The organism is Janibacter sp. FSL W8-0316, assembly GCF_038004165.1.
GTDB lineage: Bacteria > Actinomycetota > Actinomycetes > Actinomycetales > Dermatophilaceae > Janibacter > Janibacter indicus.
In genome coordinates this window covers 1,204,122-1,223,631 of the sequence record NZ_JBBOQX010000001.1, presented here as the reverse complement: position 1 = coordinate 1,223,631, position 19,510 = coordinate 1,204,122, and the positions used below count along the sequence as shown (strand labels likewise).

General features: G+C 71.0%; 23 protein-coding genes and 1 other RNA gene. 18 read left to right on the top strand and 6 right to left on the bottom strand.

Annotated features, from left to right (window positions below):
- Positions 1–292 precede the first annotated feature (292 nt).
- From NYE39_RS06040 to ssrA, 7 genes are all read left to right on the top strand, one after another.
- Entirely contained in the window at positions 293–907 is a 615-nt protein-coding gene (locus NYE39_RS06040) for a contact-dependent growth inhibition system immunity protein (RefSeq protein ID WP_341012117.1), read from the top strand.
- A gap of 47 nt (positions 908–954) precedes the next feature.
- Positions 955–1,182 (top strand): hypothetical protein, encoded by a 228-nt coding sequence (locus NYE39_RS06035; RefSeq protein ID WP_072625119.1) that lies wholly within the window; start codon positions 955–957, stop codon positions 1,180–1,182.
- A 113-nt stretch (positions 1,183–1,295) separates the two neighbouring features.
- On the top strand, positions 1,296–2,147 hold the full coding sequence (ftsE, locus tag NYE39_RS06030; RefSeq protein WP_341012116.1) for a cell division ATP-binding protein FtsE: 852 nt from the start codon (positions 1,296–1,298) through the stop codon (positions 2,145–2,147).
- The gene (gene ftsX / locus NYE39_RS06025; protein ID WP_072625117.1) at positions 2,144–3,049 is read left to right on the top strand and encodes a permease-like cell division protein FtsX; all 906 of its coding nucleotides are present in this window, start codon (positions 2,144–2,146) and stop codon (positions 3,047–3,049) included. The genes ftsE and ftsX overlap by 4 nt, the downstream gene beginning before the upstream one ends.
- A 67-nt stretch (positions 3,050–3,116) precedes the next feature.
- Positions 3,117–4,499, top strand: a complete 1,383-nt coding sequence (locus NYE39_RS06020) for a peptidoglycan DD-metalloendopeptidase family protein (RefSeq protein WP_341012115.1) — start codon at positions 3,117–3,119, stop codon at positions 4,497–4,499.
- Positions 4,500–4,591: 92 nt separating this feature from the next.
- Positions 4,592–5,074: an SsrA-binding protein SmpB gene (gene smpB / locus NYE39_RS06015; protein WP_072625115.1), complete on the top strand. Its 483-nt coding sequence runs from the start codon at positions 4,592–4,594 to the stop codon at positions 5,072–5,074.
- Positions 5,075–5,295: 221 nt separating this feature from the next.
- Positions 5,296–5,662: a transfer-messenger RNA gene (gene ssrA, locus NYE39_RS06010) on the top strand.
- A 71-nt stretch (positions 5,663–5,733) separates the two neighbouring features.
- Here ssrA and NYE39_RS06005 read toward each other — a convergent pair.
- The gene (locus NYE39_RS06005; RefSeq protein ID WP_192910586.1) at positions 5,734–5,904 is read right to left on the bottom strand and encodes a CsbD family protein; all 171 of its coding nucleotides are present in this window, start codon (positions 5,902–5,904) and stop codon (positions 5,734–5,736) included.
- 102 nt (positions 5,905–6,006) lie between these two features.
- Positions 6,007–6,381, bottom strand: a complete 375-nt coding sequence (gene trxA, locus NYE39_RS06000) for a thioredoxin (RefSeq protein WP_072625113.1) — start codon at positions 6,379–6,381, stop codon at positions 6,007–6,009.
- Between the two features lie 63 nt (positions 6,382–6,444).
- Here trxA and NYE39_RS05995 point away from each other — a divergent pair, with 63 nt between their 5' ends.
- The 7 genes from NYE39_RS05995 to NYE39_RS05965 all read left to right on the top strand — a co-directional run bounded on the left by NYE39_RS05995 (position 6,445) and on the right by NYE39_RS05965 (position 12,905).
- Positions 6,445–6,816: a VanZ family protein gene (locus tag NYE39_RS05995; RefSeq protein WP_341012114.1), complete on the top strand. Its 372-nt coding sequence runs from the start codon at positions 6,445–6,447 to the stop codon at positions 6,814–6,816.
- A 90-nt stretch (positions 6,817–6,906) separates the two neighbouring features.
- Positions 6,907–8,823: a DEAD/DEAH box helicase gene (locus tag NYE39_RS05990; RefSeq protein WP_236953361.1), complete on the top strand. Its 1,917-nt coding sequence runs from the start codon at positions 6,907–6,909 to the stop codon at positions 8,821–8,823.
- 9 nt (positions 8,824–8,832) lie between these two features.
- Entirely contained in the window at positions 8,833–9,390 is a 558-nt protein-coding gene (locus NYE39_RS05985; protein WP_072625112.1) for a YqgE/AlgH family protein, read from the top strand.
- Positions 9,391–9,516: 126 nt separating this feature from the next.
- A complete protein-coding gene (locus NYE39_RS05980; RefSeq protein ID WP_072625111.1) occupies positions 9,517–9,825 on the top strand; it encodes a DUF3039 domain-containing protein in 309 nt (102 codons plus the stop codon).
- An 8-nt stretch (positions 9,826–9,833) separates the two neighbouring features.
- Positions 9,834–10,631 (top strand): thioesterase family protein, encoded by a 798-nt coding sequence (locus NYE39_RS05975; protein ID WP_083546125.1) that lies wholly within the window; start codon positions 9,834–9,836, stop codon positions 10,629–10,631.
- A gap of 48 nt (positions 10,632–10,679) precedes the next feature.
- Positions 10,680–12,440 (top strand): DEAD/DEAH box helicase, encoded by a 1,761-nt coding sequence (locus NYE39_RS05970; protein ID WP_072625110.1) that lies wholly within the window; start codon positions 10,680–10,682, stop codon positions 12,438–12,440.
- A gap of 57 nt (positions 12,441–12,497) precedes the next feature.
- Complete coding sequence (locus NYE39_RS05965; protein ID WP_072625109.1) at positions 12,498–12,905, top strand: hypothetical protein; 408 nt, start codon at positions 12,498–12,500, stop codon at positions 12,903–12,905.
- Positions 12,906–12,928: 23 nt separating this feature from the next.
- On the opposite strand, the gene NYE39_RS05960 is transcribed toward NYE39_RS05965, so the two are convergent.
- On the bottom strand, positions 12,929–13,426 hold the full coding sequence (locus NYE39_RS05960) for an Lrp/AsnC family transcriptional regulator (RefSeq protein ID WP_072626278.1): 498 nt from the start codon (positions 13,424–13,426) through the stop codon (positions 12,929–12,931).
- Between the two features lie 107 nt (positions 13,427–13,533).
- Here NYE39_RS05960 and hppD point away from each other — a divergent pair, with 107 nt between their 5' ends.
- The 4 genes from hppD (at position 13,534) to NYE39_RS05940 (ending at position 16,950) form a co-directional block, all read left to right on the top strand.
- Entirely contained in the window at positions 13,534–14,763 is a 1,230-nt protein-coding gene (gene hppD / locus NYE39_RS05955; RefSeq protein WP_072625108.1) for a 4-hydroxyphenylpyruvate dioxygenase, read from the top strand.
- 112 nt (positions 14,764–14,875) lie between these two features.
- Positions 14,876–15,553, top strand: a complete 678-nt coding sequence (locus tag NYE39_RS05950; RefSeq protein WP_341012113.1) for a biliverdin-producing heme oxygenase — start codon at positions 14,876–14,878, stop codon at positions 15,551–15,553.
- Positions 15,550–16,068: a DedA family protein gene (locus NYE39_RS05945; RefSeq protein WP_072625106.1), complete on the top strand. Its 519-nt coding sequence runs from the start codon at positions 15,550–15,552 to the stop codon at positions 16,066–16,068. Before NYE39_RS05950 ends, NYE39_RS05945 begins: the two co-directional genes overlap by 4 nt.
- A 12-nt stretch (positions 16,069–16,080) precedes the next feature.
- Positions 16,081–16,950 carry an RDD family protein gene (locus NYE39_RS05940; RefSeq protein ID WP_072625105.1) on the top strand — a complete coding sequence of 290 codons (870 nt, stop codon included), beginning with the start codon at positions 16,081–16,083 and terminating at the stop codon, positions 16,948–16,950.
- Between the two features lie 9 nt (positions 16,951–16,959).
- On the opposite strand, the gene NYE39_RS05935 is transcribed toward NYE39_RS05940, so the two are convergent.
- From NYE39_RS05935 to NYE39_RS05925, 3 genes are read right to left on the bottom strand one after another with little or no spacing between them, the layout of a single operon-like run.
- Positions 16,960–17,790 carry a uroporphyrinogen-III synthase gene (locus NYE39_RS05935; RefSeq protein WP_318843242.1) on the bottom strand — a complete coding sequence of 277 codons (831 nt, stop codon included), beginning with the start codon at positions 17,788–17,790 and terminating at the stop codon, positions 16,960–16,962.
- Positions 17,787–18,407, bottom strand: coding sequence for an isochorismatase family protein (locus tag NYE39_RS05930; RefSeq protein ID WP_341012112.1), 621 nt, complete (start codon positions 18,405–18,407; stop codon positions 17,787–17,789). The genes NYE39_RS05935 and NYE39_RS05930 overlap by 4 nt, the downstream gene beginning before the upstream one ends.
- A gap of 5 nt (positions 18,408–18,412) precedes the next feature.
- Positions 18,413–19,501, bottom strand: coding sequence for a serine hydrolase domain-containing protein (locus tag NYE39_RS05925; protein WP_072625102.1), 1,089 nt, complete (start codon positions 19,499–19,501; stop codon positions 18,413–18,415).
- Positions 19,502–19,510 lie beyond the last annotated feature (9 nt).

Sequence of the window (19,510 nt, the reverse complement as noted above, 5' to 3'; positions counted from 1 at the left end):
GCAGTTCTACGCGACGATGACATCGGACGCTCGCCTCGGGACGGCGTCCGCTACGCGATCCTCCAGCGCGTCTTCTTCGGTCTCGACGATCGCGTGCTAGATGCCGATCTTCCCGTCGGCGAAGAGCGCGATGACGACGAGATCGATGAGAGCGTCTTCCGCGAGATTGTGGCGAAGGCCTCCCACGATCTCCAGCATCGGCCCGACGACTGGGAAGGCACCCAGCGCCTGATCCCGGGCACCGGTGGCTTGGGAGGTTCACAGGTGCCTGAGGGTTCGACTGGGGCGACACATGGATCTTGAGTGTGAGTACCCTGCGCTGACTGACTTGATGATGTCGGGCTTCCACCTGGACTTCTGGGACTTCCACGAGTCGCCGGAGGAGGTGGTGAGCACCTTCACCCGTGACCCCATCTTCTGCGCCCGGATTCCGCTGGAGGTCGATTCGCTGCTGGGCAAGTTCGCGGGGCCGGACCGAGAAGATCGGCTCGACGAGGTCCTGTGGAAGCTGACGAACAACTACGACTACGACGAGGAAGGCATCACTGCGTCGACGTGGCTGACCGCGGTGCGGGACCAGGTGGTCGCCGAGACGCCCTCGGTCGAGATGATCGACGCGCTCGTGGGCGCGCGCGTCCTCGGTGCGACCGGCGGGAGGGTGCTCACGGTCCAGACGGACGCCGGCTTGATCCGCTACCGGGGCGGCGCCCTGGTTCGGGCACCCGGCCGTGGCCGAGTATTCGCTCGGGGTGAGGGGTCGGATGTTTTCTCGACGGCCGTCGGCGAGACCATCCTCGTCGCCCACGACACGGGGGAGCGGCTGCGGCTTGCCACGCGCTCGCTCCAGCTGGTCAGCGACACAGAGGGGCGCAGGCCCCATTGGACGTTCACTCCGGTCACCTCGTGAGGTGTTGACGACCTGGAGGCGGGCCGTGACGGTCATAGCCTGTCCTCATGCACCTGCACCTCGCCCCCGACGCCGATGGTCTGCGACTCGAGTTGGACGACGACGCCCGCCGCTTCCTGCGGGCCAACATCATCGAGGCCATGCAGGAGCTCGGTGAGGACGAGTACGACACCCGGACGGGATTCACCCTCGACGAGGCCCGACGGGTCGCCGACCTGCTGCGCCCGCCCGCCCCGGGCACGGCGGACCCGTCGTCACCCGTCCTGACCGATTGAGGCTGGCCACCTAACGCGCCGAGGTCACGCGGGTGTCACGGCCTCGCAGCGAAGCGACATATCCTGCAGGCGGCCGTTCACCCCCTTCGTCCGCGTAAGGCCCCGAGCACCTGATGATCCGTTTTGAGAACGTCACCAAGAGATATCCCAACCAGAGCCACCCCGCGCTCGACGGGATCGACCTCAACATCGACCGCGGTGAGTTCGTCTTCATCGTCGGCGCCAGCGGCTCCGGCAAGTCCACCCTGGTGCGCCTGACGATCCGCGAGGAGATCGTCAGCTCCGGCCGGCTGCTCGTCGGCGGCCACGACCTGCGCAAGATGCCGCAGCGCAAGGTGCCGCAGCTGCGCCGCCAGGTCGGCACGATCTTCCAGGACTTCCGACTGCTGCCCAACAAGACGGTCCAGCAAAACGTCGCCTACGCGCTGCAGGTCATCGGCCGGCCCCGCCGCGCGATCCGCGCGCTCGTGCCCGAAACCCTCGAGCTCGTTGGCCTCGCGGGCATGGAGAAGCGGATGCCCCACGAGCTCTCCGGCGGTGAGCAGCAGCGCGTGGCCATCGCGCGCGCGGTCGTCAACAAGCCGCCGGTGCTCCTCGCCGACGAGCCCACCGGCAACCTGGACCCGGCCACGAGCCTGGACATCGTCCAGCTGCTGCGCCGCATCCACGACTCCGGCACGACGATCGTCATGGCCACCCACGACAACGTCATCGTCGACGAGATGCGCAAGCGCGTCGTCGAGCTCGAGGACGGCGTGATCATCCGCGACGAGGAGGGCGGCAGCTACGTGCCCAAGGCCGTCGACTCCCGCGACCGCGACGAGCGCGAGGCCGACCGGGCCCACGACGACCACGAGGACTACGACCACGACGACGGGGCGCTGCCGCCCCAGGAGGACCGACCGATCGGCGAGGTGCACGCCCTGGACGACTGGGACGACGACGCGGAGGACCTGCTGCGATGAAGCCGTCTGTCTTCGCCGACGCCTGGGAGGGCCTGCGGCGCAACAAGTCGATCGCCGTCTCGGTCATCCTCGTGACGATGATCTCGCTCTACCTGCTCGGCGTCGGCCTGCTCGCGCAGCGCCAGGTCGACCAGATGAAGGGCTATTGGTACGACCGCGTCCAGGTCTCGATCTACATGTGCACCGACACCTCGGCGCAGCCCAACTGCTCCACGGGGGCGGCGACGCAGGACCAGCGCGAGTCGGTGGCCGCCCAGCTCGAGGAGATGGAGCCGCTCGTCAAGGACGTCTACTGGGAGTCCGAGGAGGAGGCATACTCGCGCTTCAAGCAGGACTACAAGAACTCCCCGCTCGCCGGGCACATCCGGGTCGGGGACATCCCGCCGAGCTATCGCGTGCAGCTGTCCGACCCGGAGGAGTTCGAGACCGTCGCCTCGGCCTTCGAGGGGGCGCCCGGTGTCGCCAGCGTGCCCAACCTGCGCGAGGTCTTCTCCCCGCTCTTCCGCGCGATCAACATCATCACCGCGGTGATGGTCGGGCTGGCCGTGCTCACCCTCGTCTCGGCGGTGCTGCTCATGGCGACGACGATCCGGCAGGCGGCCTTCACCCGCCGCCGCGAGATCGCGATCATGAAGCTCGTCGGCGCGTCCAACCGCACGATCCGCACCCCCTTCATCATCGAGACGGTCGCCTCCGGGCTGATCGGGGCGCTGATGGCGATCGGCCTGCTGTGGGTGTCCGCCTGGGCGCTCTTCGACAGATATCTCCTGCAGGAAAACTCGGGAACGGCCTTCATCTCGTCCAACGACGTGTGGGTCATCGCCCCCTTCCTGCTCGTCGGCGTCGTCGTGCTCGCCATCGGGACCTCGACGGTGACCCTGTGGCGCTACCTGCGGGTGTGATGCGGGGCCACGCCGAGCGGCGCAGGGTCCTGTTCACCGGCCTCCTTCGGGTCTACCGTTGAGCGCGATGCCCCGCCCAGCCCGTCCCCTCGCCACCCGACGCGCCCGTGCCCTCACCGGTGCGGCCCTGTCGGTGTGCCTGCTCACCGGAGCCGGCTACGCCTTCGCCGCCGACCCCGACCCGCAGCAGGAGAAGGACCGTGTCGACGGCCAGCTCTCCGACGCCCAGGGCGACCTGCACGAGACGTCCAAGGACCTGCTCGACGCCTACAGCAAGCTCAAGTCCACCCGCTCGAAGCTCCCCGGTGCCCGCAGCGCGGCCAAGTCGGCCGAGCAGGCGGAGACGACGGCCAAGGGCGAGTACGACGACGCGGTCGCGGCCTACGACCTGGCCAAGGCCAACGAGGACAAGGCCGAGCGGGACCTGAAGTCGACGAGCTCGAAGATCACGACCTCGCGCCGGGCCGTCGCCAGCTTCGCCGGGCAGGTCTACCAGCAGCAGGGCATGGGCAGCATGTCCGTGGCCGTCGGCAGCGAGGACCCGGGCGCCTTCGTCGACAAGATGATCATGGCCGAGTCGGTCGGCGACTCGCAGAGCTCGGCGCTCGAGGAGCTGAGCACCTCGCGGGCCAACCTCGTCTCCACGGGCGACAAGCTGAGCGCACTGCGCAAGAAGACCAGCGACGCCAAGGCGACCAAGGAGACCAAGCTCGCCGCGGCCCGCACCGCCAGCGACAAGGCCGACCGCACCCAGCGCAGCCTCGAGACCCTCGAGAGCGACCAGACGACCCAGGCCGCCGACCTGCGCGCGGCCAAGCGCGAGGACCAGAAGAAGGTCGACGGACTGCAGGCCGAGTCCGACAAGCTGACCAAGATCCTCGAGGAGCGGGCCCGCAAGGCGCGCATCCGCGAGGCCGAGATCCGCAAGGCGCGCGAGGAGCAGGCGGCCCGCGAGGCCGACGCCCGGCGTCGCGCCCAGCAGTCGACCTCGAGCGACGACACCGGGTCGGCCGCGCCGGCCGACCCCAACCCGCCGGCGCCGACGAGCAGCGGCGTCCTGCAGGCCCCCAGCAATGCGCCGGTCAGCTCCGAGTTCGGCCTGCGCTTCCACCCGATCCACCAGACGTGGCGGCTGCATGCCGGGCGCGACTACGCCGGCGCCTGCGGGTCCCCGGTCTACGCCGCGACGGACGGCACGGTCATCGCGGCCAACCCGCCGAGCTCGACCGGTGGCTACGGCAACCAGATCGTCATCGACCACGGCATCAAGCGCGGCTCCTCGCTCGCGACGACCTACAACCACCTGCAGTCCTTCGCGGTCCGCAGCGGTCACGTCAGTCGCGGTCAGGTCATCGGCTACGTCGGCACGACCGGCACGTCGACCGGCTGCCACCTGCACTTCGAGACCCGGGCCAACGGCACCCCGGTCGACCCCCGCGGCTGGCTCTGACCTCCCTTCGGGCACAAAACCGGTGGCGATCCGGTTGTCACCTCGGGGTACCGTGACCCCTCAACCACCACGAGCAGCGAAGGGGGAGACCCATGGCCAAGAAGACCGAGACGGGTGAGCTCGTCGTCGCACGCAACCGCAAGGCGCGTCACGACTACCTCATCGAGGACACCTACGAGGCCGGCATCGCGCTCATGGGCACCGAGGTCAAGGCGCTGCGCATGGGGCGGGCCAGCCTGATCGACGGCTACGCGATCTTCTACGGCGACGAGCTGTGGCTCGAGGGCGTGCACATCCCCGAGTACGTCCAGGGCACGTGGACCAACCACACGCCGCGCCGACGTCGCAAGCTGCTGCTGCACCGCGCCGAGCTCGACAAGATCATGGTCAAGGCGCAGGGGAGCGGTCGGACCATCGTGCCGCTGTCGCTGTACTTCAAGAACGGCCGGGTCAAGGTCGAGATCGCCCTGGCGACGGGCAAGAAGGCCTACGACAAGCGGCACACGCTGCGCGAGCGGCAGGACCGGCGCGAGGCCGAGCGGGCGATGTCCGACCAGTTCAAGCGGCGGCGCTGACCCGCGACGTGGGTCGAGGAGCGACGAAGGAGCCTCGAGACCTGGGTGTCGAGGCTCGCTGGCGCTCGCACCTCCACCAGCGGTTTGGGGCGCTCGCACCTCCACCAGCGGGGTGGGGGCGCTCGCACCTCCACCAGCGAGACGGGAATGTGTTTGGCCCCGGCCGCCGTTGAGTCCATACTGAGTGACCACAACTGAACAGCGTGACGTGTTCATCCCATGGGGGTGATCGGTTTCGACACTGGCCGGTCCTTCAGGGGAAGCGGGTCGAGGATGCACGGTCATCTCGTCAACGCCCCGTGCAAACCCAATAGGTGCCGATTCCAAGCGCACCGACTTCGCCCTCGCCGCCTGAGCGAGCCCGAAGTCCGTTGGCCTAGGTGTGATCTCGACCTAGATCCCAGCGTCAGCTAGAGATCTTGCTGCAGTGCCATGTCGCGGGGCACTGCGGGACTCCTACGCGACTGGGCCTGTCGGGGAACGTGTGCGCGCGAGCCCCGGGGCCGAGAAAATCCATAGCGCACTGCACCCGGAGAAGCCCTGATTGTCTGCCAGTGGACGCGGGTTCGATTCCCGCCACCTCCACCATCTTGGGCACGTCACGCACGAAGGGCGGGACCGTCACGGTCCCGCCCTTCGTCATGTCCGTGGTCAGCAGGTCACTTGAAGGCGTCCTTGACCTTTTCGCCGGCGGCCTTGAGGTCGCCCTTGCTCTCCTGGACCTGGCCCTCGGCCTGCAGGTCCTCGTTGTCGGTGGCGTCGCCAGCCGCGCCCTTGGCCTTGCCGGCGAGCTGGTCCTTGGCGTTGTCGATCTTGTCGCCGATGCCCATTAATCCTCCTGATGTGGTGGGTGGTGGTCCTCCACGCAACCACAGGATTCGGGTAAGCGCCACCCCCTTCGGTCTCATGCCGAAGGTCGGGTGCGTCTGCGCTCAGCCCTGCGAGGTCTCGCGGGCGGCGACCTGCGCCTTGACCTCGTCCATGTCGACGTCCTGGACGGCATCGAGGAGCTGGTCGAACTGCGCCTTGGGCAGCGCCCCGGCGCTCTGGTGCAGCAGGATGCCGTCGCGGAAGGCCATGAGGGTCGGCACGGACGAGACATTGGCCATCGAGGCCAGCTCCGGGTTGTCGTCGATGTCGACCTTGCCGAAGGTGATGTCGTCCCTTGCGTCCGCCGCAGCCTCGAAGACCGGGGCGAACTGACGGCACGGGCCGCACCAGCTCGCCCAGAAGTCGACGATGACCGTTCCCTCGCCGGTGACGGCGGAGCGGAAGCTCTCGAGATCGAGTTCGGTGATCTTGCTCATGACCGCAACTGTAGGCCGGACCGGCCGTGGGGGGTGGTGCCGGTGGTGTGCTGTGCTGTCACGGTGACCCCTTCGACACCTCGGCGACACCTCGTCACGGCAGCGGTGGCGCTGGCCGTCGCGGTGCAGGCCGTCGTGCTCTACGCACCCGAGGCGCCCGGCCCGCCGTCCCCGATACCGCACGGGGACAAGGCGGTTCACGCGATGGTCTTCGCCCTGCCGGTCCTCGTCGCGGGCCTCGGGCGAAGGGGGTGGTGGCCCGTCGTCGTGACGCTCTGCGCCGTCCACGCCCCTGTGAGCGAGATCATCCAGCACACCGCACTCGCGCACCGCTCGGGTGACCCATGGGACGTCGCCGCCGACCTCGCCGGGACCGCGCTGGCGGCAATAGGGGTACTATTTGTGGTTCGGCGCCCACGACGTCGCCGACCATAGAAGCTCGCACGATCGCCTCGACCTCTGCTGTGTCGACCCGCGCCGGAGTTGCGGGTTTACCCATCACACACAGACCGAGAGAGTCGACCCGTGCCTGCGAAGAAAAAAGCCCGCTGGACCACCGCCCAGAAGAACGCCGCCAAGAAGAAGGCCGTGACCAAGGGCCCCAAGAAGCCGTACCACCGCGGCCAGGCCCCGAGCGACGCGCCCCGGAGCAAGGAGCGCTGGCGTGACCGTGAGGACGCGCCCGCCGGCGAGCGCCCCAAGCGCGTGCGACGCGACGGCACCGAGGACCGCGGTCAGCGGACATGGGAGCGTCGTGAGGACCGCGGCGGGCGACCGCGCCGTGACCGTGACGACCGTGGCGGCTACCAGCGTCGGGACGACCGCTCCGACGACCGGGGTGGCTACCAGCGCCGCGACGACCGTGACGACCGGGGTGGCTACCAGCGTCGCGAGCGGGACGACCGTGGCTTCCAGCGCCGCGACGACCGCGGCGACCGTCGCCGTGGCGCGACGCCGCGCTTCGAGCGCGAGCAGCAGCAGCGCGGCTTCGCGCCTCGGACCGAGCAGGTCGAGGACCCGGACGTGCTGCGTCAGGAGGCGGACACCTGGACGTCGTCCGCCCGCACCTCACTGACCGGCCCCGTGGAGGTCGCCGAGGACAACGGCTTCGCCGCCCTCGGGCTGCCCGAGGTCCTCGTGGAGCGGCTCGCCCGCGATGCCATCACCACCCCCTTCGCCATCCAGGCCGCTGCGATCCCCGATGCCCTCGCGGGCAAGGACGTGCTCGGCCGCGGTCAGACCGGATCGGGCAAGACGCTCGCCTTCGGCCTGCCGATGCTCGCTCGCCTCGCCGGCGGCCGGGCGCGCAGCCGCAAGCCGCGCGGTCTGGTCCTCGTGCCGACCCGTGAGCTCGCCATGCAGGTGAGCGACTCGCTCGAGCCGCTCGTGCACGTGAGCGGCCTGCGGATCAAGCTCGTCGCCGGTGGCCTGTCCTACACGGGTCAGACCGCGGCCCTCGACAAGGGAGTGGACGTCCTCATCGCGACGCCGGGGCGTCTGGTCGACCTGCTCGACCGGGGCGCCCTGACGCTCGACGAGGTCGAGGTCGCCGTCCTCGACGAGGCCGACCACATGGCCGACATGGGCTTCCTGACCGACGTGACCCGCATCCTCGACGACTGTGCCGACGGCGGGCAGCGCCTGCTCTTCTCCGCGACGCTCGACCGCGGGGTCGGTGACCTCGTCGACCGCTACATGAGCGACCCGGTGACCCACAGCACCGACGAGGCCGCCGCGAGCGTCTCGACGATGGACCACCACCTGCTGCTCATCGAGCCCAACATCAAGAAGCAGATCACCGCCCGGATCGCCTCGCGCCCCGGCCGCACCGTGATCTTCGCCCGCACCAAGCTCGGCTGCGAGCGGATCGCCGGCGAGCTGCGCGACGCCGGCGTGGCGGCCGCGCCGCTGCACGGCGGGCTGACCCAGTCCGCCCGCAACAAGACGATCGGCGCCTTCCGCAGCGGCACCCTGCCGGTGCTCGTCGCCACGGACGTCGCTGCGCGCGGCATCCACGTCGACAACGTCTCGCTCGTCATGCAGGTCGACCCCCCGGCCGACCACAAGGACTACCTGCACCGGGCGGGTCGCACGGCGCGCGCCGGCGAGGCCGGCGTCGTCGTCACGCTCGTCCTGCCGCACCAGCGCAAGGAGGTCACCCGGATGGCCGACCAGGCCGGCATCGAGGCTCGTCCGACCAAGACGGCGCTCGACGACGAGGTCCTCACGGCCATGGGCGCCACCGAGCCGAGCGGCGAGCCGATCTCCGACGCGGACTTCCGCAAGCTCGTCGACCCCCGACCGGCACGCCGGCACTCCGGCACCCGCGGACCGCGCGGAGCCCGGGACCACCGCGGCGGCGGTCGTGGTGGTCGCGGTGCCAGTGGTGGCGGCGGCCGTGGCGGTCGACAGGGTGGTTACCGGGGTCGTCCGCGCGACTAGGGTCGGAGCATGGACACCTCGCTCGCCGGCAAGCTGCTCGTGGCGACGCCCGACCTGACGGACGACCTCTTCGCCCGCAGCGTCGTGCTCGTGCTGCAGCACGACGACGAGACGGCCGAGGGCGTCATCCTCAACCGTCCGCTCGACACCCCGGTCGACGACGTCCTGCCCGGCTGGCAGTCGGGTGCCAGCGCGCCGCAGCGGGTCTTCCAGGGTGGCCCCGTCCAGCTGGACTCAGCCATCGGCATCGCCGGGCTGCCGGGTGACCAGGAGCCCCCGCCGGGGATCAAGCGGCTCTTCGGGGCGATCTCGCTCGTCGACCTCGACTCGCCGCAGGAGATCATCTGGCCCCAGGTGAGCGCCCTGCGGATCTTCGCCGGCTACTCCGGCTGGAGCGCCGAGCAGCTGGCGGGGGAGCGCGCCCGGGGCGGCTGGTACGTCGTCGACGCCGAGATCGGTGACGTCTTCGACGAGGACCCCACGACCCTGTGGCGGCGGGTGCTGCGGCGCCAGGGCGGCTCGCTCGGATGGGTGTCGACCTACCCGGTCGACCCGGATCTCAACTGACCTCGCGCGGGCGGCTGGCAGCGTTGCTGTCACCTGTCGGCCTTGGCGCCACCCGGTTGCCCGGAGATGGGGGACCGGGTGACACCAACGCCGTCAGGCTGACCGGGCGCGTCCTACGATGGAGGCATGAGCACGCCTGCCGACCCCAGCCAGCCCGGAGGCCCGATCGCCGACCCCGGCGGCCCCTCGACGTCGACCTCGGTCCTCGAGCGGACCGAGCCCACGCCGCAGCTGGCCGAGCCCGGCGACCACGAGCGCTTCAGCCACTACGTGCGCAAGGAGAAGATCCTCGAGAGCGCCCTCTCCGGCGAGCCGGTCAAGGCGCTGTGCGGCAAGACGTGGGTCCCCGGTCGCGACCCGGAGAAGTTCCCCGTCTGCCCCATCTGCAAGGAGATCTACGACGGTCTGCGCGACCCGCAGGACGGAGAGGACTGACCGCCGGAGTGGAGTCCTTCTACCGTCAGCTCGACGAGACCACCTTCGACTCCCTTCGGGCCACGGCCGGACCGTGGAGCCCGCACGCCCAGCACGCTGGGCCACCTGCGGCCCTGCTCGCGCGGGCCATGGAACGCCACGAGCCGGCACCGGGCACCCGCCTGGCCGACGTGCGGCTGGACATCCTCGGCCCGATCCCCGTCGCGCCGCTCACCGTCGACGTCGAGCTGCTCCGCGGGGGTCGGTCCATGCAGCTGCTCCAGGCCACGGCGTCGACCGCCGGCAGGCCCGTCGCCGTCGCCCGAGCCTGGCGGATCACGCGGGCGCCCGAGGACTTCCCGCGCCTCACCGGGCGGCGCGCCGAGGGCATCGGTGCGGTGCCCGGTGCCACCGACACCTCGTCGCGCCTGGAGCTGCCGGGCATGCACGCCGACGGCTACGTGGCGGTCATCGAATGGCGCTTCGTCGAGGGTGGGGTCGGTACCGGCGGCACTGCGACCGCGTGGGGGCGCCAGCTCGTCCCGCTGCTGCCCGACGAGGAGCCGAGCCCGTGGGAGCGCACGCTCGTGCTCGCCGACTCGGGCGGCGGGATCACCATGACCGTCGACCCGCGACGGCACACCTACATCAACTGCGACCTGCACGTCGTCCTCGACCGTGACCCGGAGGGGGAGTGGGTGCGGATGGACTCGCAGGCCTTCGCCACGCCCGGCCACGGCGGCACGGTCCGCACGACGCTCGCCGACCATCACGGTGTGATCGGCACCGGCCTGCAGACGATGGTCGCCCAGGACGCGCGGTGCTGACGGACCGTTTGGGAGGACGTCACCTCGGCGATCTAAGGTGACCCTGCGATGAGTCAGTCTGCTGCGTCCCACCTGTCACCCGCCTTCCCGAGACGGGCGGCGTGGGGTACCGCCGGAGCCCTGCGTGCCTGGCAGGCCGAGGCCCTCAAGCTCTACCTGCAGTCCGGGCGCACCGACTTCCTCGCCGTCGCGACCCCGGGGGCCGGCAAGACGACCTTCGCGCTGCGGGTGGCCGCCGAGCTGCTCAGCGCAGGCGAGGTCACCGGCGTGACCGTCGTCGCGCCGACGGAGCACCTCAAGACCCAGTGGGCCGACGCCGCGGCTCGGGTCGGCATCCACCTCGACCCCAAGTTCTCCAACACGACCGCGGTGACCTCGAGCGACTACGACGGGGTGGCCGTCACCTACGCCCAGGTGGCGTCCCGCCCTTCGGTCCACGAGAGCCGCACCAGGGCCGAGCGGACCCTCGTCATCCTCGACGAGATCCACCACGGCGGTGACAACAAGTCGTGGGGTGACGGCATCCGCCAGGCCTTCGAGCCCGCGGTCCGGCGGCTCTCACTCACCGGGACCCCCTTCCGCTCCGACACCAACCCCATCCCCTTCGTCGGCTACGAGTACGGCGACGACGGGATCCTCCGGTCGAGCAGCGACTACACCTACGGCTACTCCGAGGCCCTGCGGGACGGCGTGGTCCGGCCGGTGCTCTTCATGGCCTACGGCGGGGCGATGCGCTGGCGCACCCGCGCCGGCGACGAGGTGGCCGCGCGGCTCGGCGAGCCGATGACCAAGGACCTCGTGGCCCAGGCCTGGCGCACCGCGCTGGACCCGAAGGGGGAGTGGATCCCGTCGGTCCTCGCCGCCGCCGACAAGCGGCTGACCGAGGTGCGTCGCGGTGTGCCCGACGCCGGCGCGATGGTCATCGCGACCAACCAGACCCAGGCCCGTGCCTACGCCCGGATCCTCACCGAGCTCACCGGCGAGAAGCCCACCGTCGTCCTGTCCGACGACAACGGCGCCTCGCAGAAGATCGAGGACTACTCGGCGAGCACCTCGCGCTGGCTCGTCGCGGTGCGCATGGTGAGCGAAGGGGTCGACGTGCCCCGCCTGTGCGTCGGCGTCTACGCGACGTCGACGTCGACCCCGCTCTTCTTCGCCCAGGCCGTCGGGCGCTTCGTGCGGGCCCGTGGTCGCGGTGAGACCGCGAGCGTCTTCCTGCCGAGCGTCCCGGTGATCCTCGCCCACGCCGGCACCCTCGAGGAGCAGCGTGACCACGCCCTCGACCGGCCCGAGGCCGCCGAGGACGAGGCGCCCCTGTGGTCGGAGGAGGAGGGCATGCTCGCCGCCGCCAACCGCGCCGACAGCGCGAGCGACGACCTGCTCGGGTCCTTCGAGGCGCTTGAGTCCGACGCACACTTCGACCACGTGCTCTACGACAAGCAGCAGTTCGGTCTGCACGCCGAGGTCGGCTCCGAGGACGAGCAGGACTACCTCGGCCTGCCCGGGCTGCTCGAGCCCGACCAGGTGCACGCGCTGCTCAGCGAGCGGCAGACCAAGCAGTCGAAGAAGACGGGCCGCACCCGCAAGGACGACGACGCGCCGATCGCGGCCCACCGGGCCCTGGCCTCGCAGCGCAAGGAGCTCAACAAGCTCGTCGCCGCCTATGCGACCAAGACCGGTGCACCCCACGCCAACATCCACATGGACCTGCGGCGCGCCTGCGGGGGGCCCGAGCTCGCCCAGGCGACGAGCGAGCAGGTGACCGAGCGGATCGAGCGGATCCGGCGCTGGTTCGTCGGGCGTCGGTGACCTTCTGAGCGACCCGACCTCCCCCTATCGGGCGGACGGTGCGGGCATCATGGGTCCATGACCGTCTTCGCGTGGATCCTCGTGGGCCTGGGCGTCCTCGTGCTCGTCCTGACCCCGCTCCGACTGCGGCGGTCCAAGGGTGAGCGTGGGATGACCGACTTCTCCGGGTGGGTGCTCAACGCCCACTCGATCACGCTCTTCGTCGGGCTGGGGCTCATCTCGCTCCGGCTGCTCGACGTGCACTCGTCGACGGGCGCGACGTGGTTGGCCATCATCTGCATGGTCATCGCCTCGCTCATCGGGCTGAGCTTCCTCGGCCGGTGGCGGCGGACGGGGTCGCGGCACTCCGAGGCCTTCGAGGGCGACTCGTGGACGCGCGGGCCCTGGTTGTCGCAGGTCGCCCACTTCGGGATGACGATCGGGACGATCATCTTCGCCTGGCTGCTGCTCGCCGACAAGATCTAGACGCGAGGCGCCCGGCCGGCCGGTCACTGACGACGCGCGGCCGCCTCGACGAGGGGACCGGTGCGCATCTCGAGGTGGGTCACGAGGCAGATCGACGTGCTCGCCCGCACGACGTGCACGTCGTCGATGATCGCGTCGATGACCCGGCCGAGGTCGGCATTGTCCGTCGCGACAATCCGGATGATCAGGTCGCCGACGCCCGTCGTGCTGTGGATCTCGAGGACCTCCGGGATCGCGGTGAGGTGGTCGACGACGGCCTGGTGCCCGAGCCGCTGGCGGATCTCGAGGGTGCACAGGGCCGTGACCGGGTAGCCCAGGGCCGCCGGGTCGATCGTCGGGGCCAGGGTGCGGATCACTCCCTTCGTCCTAAGGCGGTCGAGGCGCGCCTGGACGGTGCCGCGGGCCACGCCCAGCTCCCGTGAGGCGCCGAGGACCCCGATCGTCGGGCTCGTCGAGAGCAGGGCGAGGAGGCGGGCGTCGAGGTCGTCGACGACCTTGGACGGCGTGGGGACGGTGCTCATGGTCACATTGTCTGCTCGTCACCGACGTGACGGCAACAGATTGCGCAGCGTGTGCACCCTTCGTCGGGTCCGTTGCACAGCCGGGAGCGCGGCGGCATCCTGACGCCATGTCCAACACCGCGGTTGAACTCACCAGGCAGGAGCGCGAGGCCGAGCTCGACCTCGACCAGCTCAAGCAGCTCGTCGGGCTCGTCGACTACGACGAGGAGCGTGATCCCTTCCCGGTGACGGGCTGGGACGCCATCGTCTTCGTCGTCGGCAACGCGACCCAGACGGCGCACTACTACCAGAGCGCCTGGGGCATGGAGCTCGTCGGCTACTCGGGGCCGGAGCACGGCAACCGCGACCACAAGGCCTTCGTCCTCAAGTCCGGCTCGATCCGCTTCGTCGTCAAGGGCGCGGTCAGCCCGGACAGCCCGCTCATCGCCCACCACACCGCGCACGGTGACGGCGTCGTCGACATCTCGCTCGAGGTCCCCGACGTCGACAAGTGCATCGCCCAGGCCAAGGCGGCCGGCGCCACGGTGCTGCAGGAGCCCGAGACGGTGAGCGACGAGCACGGCTCGGTGCGCATCGCCGCGATCGCGACCTACGGCGAGACCCGCCACACGCTCGTGCAGCGCGTGAATGTTGCAGGCGACGGGTCGGTGTACACCGGCGTCTACCTGCCGGGTTACGTCGCTCGCAGCTCCGCCTTCGTCAAGCGCGAGGGCGCGCCCAAGCGGCTCTTCCAGGCGCTCGACCACATCGTCGGCAACGTCGAGCTGGGCAAGATGGACGAGTGGGTCGGCTTCTACAACCGGGTCATGGGCTTCGTCAACATGGCCGAGTTCGTCGGGGACGACATCGCGACGGAGTACTCCGCGCTGATGTCCAAGGTCGTCGCCAACGGCAACCACCGCGTGAAGTTCCCGCTCAACGAGCCGGCGATCGCGAAGAAGAAGTCGCAGATCGACGAGTACCTCGAGTTCTACACCGGGCCCGGCGCCCAGCACCTGGCGCTCGCGACCAACGACATCCTGCGCACCGTCGACGAGCTGCGCAAGGAGGGCGTCGAGTTCCTCGACACCCCCGACGCCTACTACGACGACCCGGAGATGCGGGCGCGGATCGGGCGGGTCCGGGTGCCGATCGAGGAGCTGAAGAAGCGCAAGATCCTCGTCGACCGCGACGAGGACGGCTACCTGCTGCAGATCTTCACCAAGCCGCTGGGTGACCGGCCGACGGTCTTCTTCGAGATCATCGAGCGGCACGGGTCGCTCGGCTTCGGCAAGGGCAACTTCAAGGCCCTCTTCGAGTCGATCGAGCGCGAGCAGGACAAGCGCGGCAACCTCTGACGTCACCACGTCGGGACGGGGGCGAGGAGCGGATGACGGCGCTTCTCGCCTCTGTCGTGCGGCAGCGTCCGCCAGTTAGGATGAGGTAACCCTCACCTCATCTGGAGCACCCATGAACCAGCCGTTGTCGCTCGCCCTGCGCACCGAGACGGCCTCGGCCCACGACGACGCCGAGGGTTCGGCCTTCGTCGAGCAGCTCATGGGTGGGCTCGCCTGCCGACCGGCCTTCGTCGCCCTGGTGGCACGGCAGCTCGTCATCTACCGGGCGCTCGAGGAGGTGCTGTGGGGGCACTACGCCGACCACCCCTTCGTCGCGCCGGTGCTCGACCACCGCCTCGACCGGGTCGCCGCGCTCGAGCAGGACATGGCCTATCTGTGCGGCGGTGACGTCGACGGCCGTCTCGACGCCGGCGACATCCACATCGTGCCCGCAGCGGCCGACTACGCGGCGCAGCTGCGCGAGCGGCACACACCCGAGGCGATGCTCGCCCACCACTACGTGCGCTACCTCGGCGACCTGTCCGGCGGGCAGATCATCGCGCGGATGGTGCAGCGGCACTACGGCATCGACCCGGCGGGTCTGAGGTTCTACCACTTCGAGGAGATCCCCAAGCCGAAGCCCTACAAGGACGCCTACCGGGCCACCCTGGACTCGCTGGTGCTCGACGAGGCCACGCGACGCCGGGTCCTCGACGCGGCGGTCGACAGCTTCGAGCTCAACCGGCGCGTCTTCGCCGACCTCGGCGCGGCGCGTGCCCCCGAGCACGCAGCCGCCGGCGGGCCTGCGTGACCTGGTCCCAGTTCCTCCCGGCCTTCACGGCGCTCTTCGTCATCGTCATGCTCCGGGCCAATGCGACCTACTGGCTGGGCCGCGGGGCCGCCGCCGGGGGCCGCCGATGGCGCAAGGTCGAAGGGGAGGGCTCACCCGCCTGGCAGCGTGCCCGCGACCTCGTCAACCGGTGGGGGCCGATCGCCGTGGTCCTGTGCTTCTTCACCGTCGGCATCCAGACCGCGGTCAACGCGACCGCCGGGGTGACCCGGATGCCGCTCCGCAGATACCTGCCGGCAGTGACCCTTGGCTCGATCGTGTGGGCCACGATCTACGCAACCGTCGGGCTGGCAGCCGCGCGTGCGTGGCTCGCGGCCGCGGCCCGCTCTCCGGTCGGCGCCACCCTCGCCGCCGTGGCCATCGTCGCCGTGGTCGTCACCATCGTGGTGGTGCACCGGCGGCGCGCGCGGCGCCCGGCGCCCTCGGTGGTCGACGGCACGGAGCGAGGGATGTCCGAGGCGACGCGGGCGTCGTGAGATCGTGAGGGCATGAGCACCCCCGACCGCGCCGGCTGGTACGACGATCCTGACGACGACTCCCGGCTGCGGTACTTCGACGGCATCATCTGGAGCGAGCGCACCGAGCCCAAGAGCACGCGGGTGGCCCGGGTGCCGGCCGACCCGGCAGCCGGCGTCGAGGGCGGTTCGCCCGCCGGTGACGTCCCCGGGCACGCAGCTCCCGGCACCGACGTCTTCGGTCGCCAGACCCAGCAGCCGAGCGCGCCCCAGTGGCAGCAACCGACAGGGCCCGGCCACCCCGGCCACTCGGGTTACTCCGGGTACGCAGCAGCCCCCGAACCGACGACCGAGGACGGGCAACCCCTCGCGAGCTACGGCGCCCGTGCGGGTGCCTACCTCATCGACGGACTCGTCGTCGCGGTGCTCAACCTGCTCGTCACCGGCTGGGCGTGGTGGCTGTGGATGGCCGACTACTGGGACTTCGTCTACGGCGCGGCCCTCGACGGCAACCAGGACGCCGTCAACGACCTCACCCCCGCCGAGCTGACCGGCATGTTCGACTGGCAGTACTTCTTCATCGCCGCGGGGCTCTCGCTGCTCCTCCAGGCCGTCTACCACGTCGGCTTCCTCAGCACCCGCAGCGCGACGCCGGGCAAGATGCTGCTCGGCATCTCGGTCCGCAAGGTCGAACGACCGGGGCGGATCAGCGCGGGCACTGCCTTCATGCGGATGCTGCTGCCGCTGTCGGTCGGGGTCTTCTCCCTCATCCCGCTGGTCAGCTATCTCGTCGTCTTCGTCACCCTCGCCGACCTCATCTGGCCGGCCAAGGACCCGCGACGTCAGGCGCTGCACGACAAGATCGCCGGCACCCAGGTCGTCCGGGGCCGTCAGCCGCGCTGACGGACGCGCTCAGTCGCCGGCGTCGCCGAAGTGGAGCAGGACCGCGCGGATCAGCGCGCCCATCCGGCTGCGCTCGGGGACGAGCGGCTCGACCCCCTTCGCCCGTAGCGGTGCCGCGGTGACCGGTCCGACGGCGGCGACGAGCAGGTCGTCGCGGGAGCGGCGCACGATCGCGTCGGCGACCCCGGCCTCCTCGGCGGCGGTCCACCACGAGGCCACGGCAGGAGCCGAGGTGAAGACGACGACGTCGATCTCGCCGGCAGCCGCCTCTCGGGTGGATGCGGTCACTGCTGCGGGGTCCGGCGCGGGACCCCAGCGGTAGACGACGAAGGGAGCGACCCTCGCCCCGGCCTGCGCGAGCGCGTCGTCGATGCCGTCGGAGCCGTTGCCGTGGTGCTGCACGGCGACCGTCGTGCCCTCGACACCGCGGTCGAGCAGGTGCTCGATGATCTCGGCGGCGGTCTCGGACTCGGCGACCCAGTCGGCGCGCAGACCGCGGGAGATGAGCGCTCCCTTGGCCTTGGGGCCGCGCGCGACGATGTAGGCGTCGGCGAGGGCCGCGCGCAGCGCGTCGTCGAGACCGGCGACCTCGGCGGCCTCCATCCACCCCCGCAGGCCGGCCCCCGTCGTGATGACGAGCGCGTCGGGCGGGTCGGCGACCAGGGCGCGGGTGTCGTCGACGAGCTGCTCGTCGTCGCTGTGGTGGACGATCGTCATGGCGGGCGCGTGACGGATCGCGGCGCCGCGGCGGGCGAAGGCGTCGGCGAGGTCCTCGCTGCGGCGGTCGGCGGTGATCAGGACGGTGCGCCCGGCCATGACCGGGGGCAGGGGTGCGCTCACGAGGCGTCCGTCGTGGCGCCGGCGGAGATCATCTCGGTGAGGGCGGCCTCGGTGGTCGCGGGAGCGACCCCGGCGATCGAGTCGGTGAGCAGGCGCACGGCGAAGCCCTCGCGGAGCCCGTCGAGGACCGTGGCGCGCACGCAGTGGTCGGTGGCGATGCCAGCGACGTCGAGGTCGGTGATGCCGTGGTGGCGCAACCAGCCGGCGAGCCCGGTGTGCCCGTCGCCGGCGGCGACCCCCTCGAAGCCGCTGTAGGCGGCGTCCGTCATCCCCTTGCGGAAGACCTCGTCGAGGTGCGCCAGAGCCGGCTCGAGCGCGGGGTGGAACTCCGCGCCCGGGGTGTCGGCGGCGCAGTGCACCGGCCAGGTCGTCGCGTAGTCAGGCTCGCCGTCGACCGCCCAGTGCTCGCCCGGGTCGTGGTGCCAGTCGGCGGTGGCCACGACGGCGGTGTAGTCGCGGTGCCCGAGGTCGTGCCCCTGCCAGTCGTCGAGCACGCGCTCAGCCGCCCGTGCGGCGACCGCGGCTCCACCGGTGACGGCGAGGGAGCCCCCTTCGCAGAAGTCGTTTTGGATGTCGACGAGGACGAGTGCGCGGCCCATGCCTGTGAAGGATGCCATGTCGCTCAGTCGAAAAGGCCCCAGAAGCTGTCGAAGGCCGTGATCGTCGCGGGGGAGTCGACGGTGACCGCCGTTGCGAGGAAGGCGGCCCGCCCAGTGGCCGGGTCGGCGTAGCCGATGGTGCCCAGGCCGCCGGCCCAGCCCACCTGCCCGCCTGGACGGACCTCGACGGTGAGGCCCCAGTCGCAGCCCGGCTCGATGAACCCCGCTGCGGTGCGGCGCTGCTCGTCGGTGAGCGTGCCGGTGCGCAGGGCCACGAGGGACGCCGGCGAGAGGACGGCGGGCCCGCCGACGAGCGAGCGCAGGAAGGCCAGCTGGTCGGGCAGGGTCGAGACGAGCCCGGTGGCGAGCGATGCGAAGGGAGGTGGGGCCACGAAGGTGCCTGCCGGGAGCTCGACGGGCCCGGGCCCTCCCTCCTCGGGTGCCAGCGGTGGGGCCAGGCGGGTGGCGGTGTAGCCGGTCTGGGTCATCCCGAGCGGCTGCAGCACGTGCTCGGTGAGCAGCTCGGGGACGCTCGTCCCCGTGGCCCGGGCGAGCAGCACCCCGAGGACATCGCTGCTCGTGTGGTAGCGCCAGGCCGTGCCCGGCTGGTCGGCCAGCGGCAGGCTGCCGAGCCGGCGCATGAAGTCGTCGGGTGACATGGGTGGGCAGAAGGGGCCGGGGGCGACCTGCTCACGGGCGAGGGCGTCGGCAAGCGGGCCCGGTTCGATCATCCACCCGAAGCCCGGGGTCATCGTCAGCAGGTGGCGCAGCGTGATCGGTCGCTCGGCGGGGACGGTGGCGGTGAGGTCGGCCTCGGGACCGACGAGGACGCGCGGCTCGGCGAGCTCGGGCAGCCAGGGCGCGACCGGCTCGTCCAGGGCGAGCGCTCCGAGCTCGACCATTCGCAGCGCGAGTACGCCCCCGATCGGCTTGGTGCACGAGCTGAGGGCGACCTGGGTGTCCGGCGTCATCGGCGCTCCGCCGGGGGAGCGGGCCCCGCCCACGCGCACGCTCGCTCCGTCGGGATCGGCCACGCCGACCGCCCAGCCCGCGAGGTCGCCGGCGCCCAGCAGCCGGTCGAGGGTGCGGGTGAGGTCCTCGAGTGCACGCATTGCTCCACC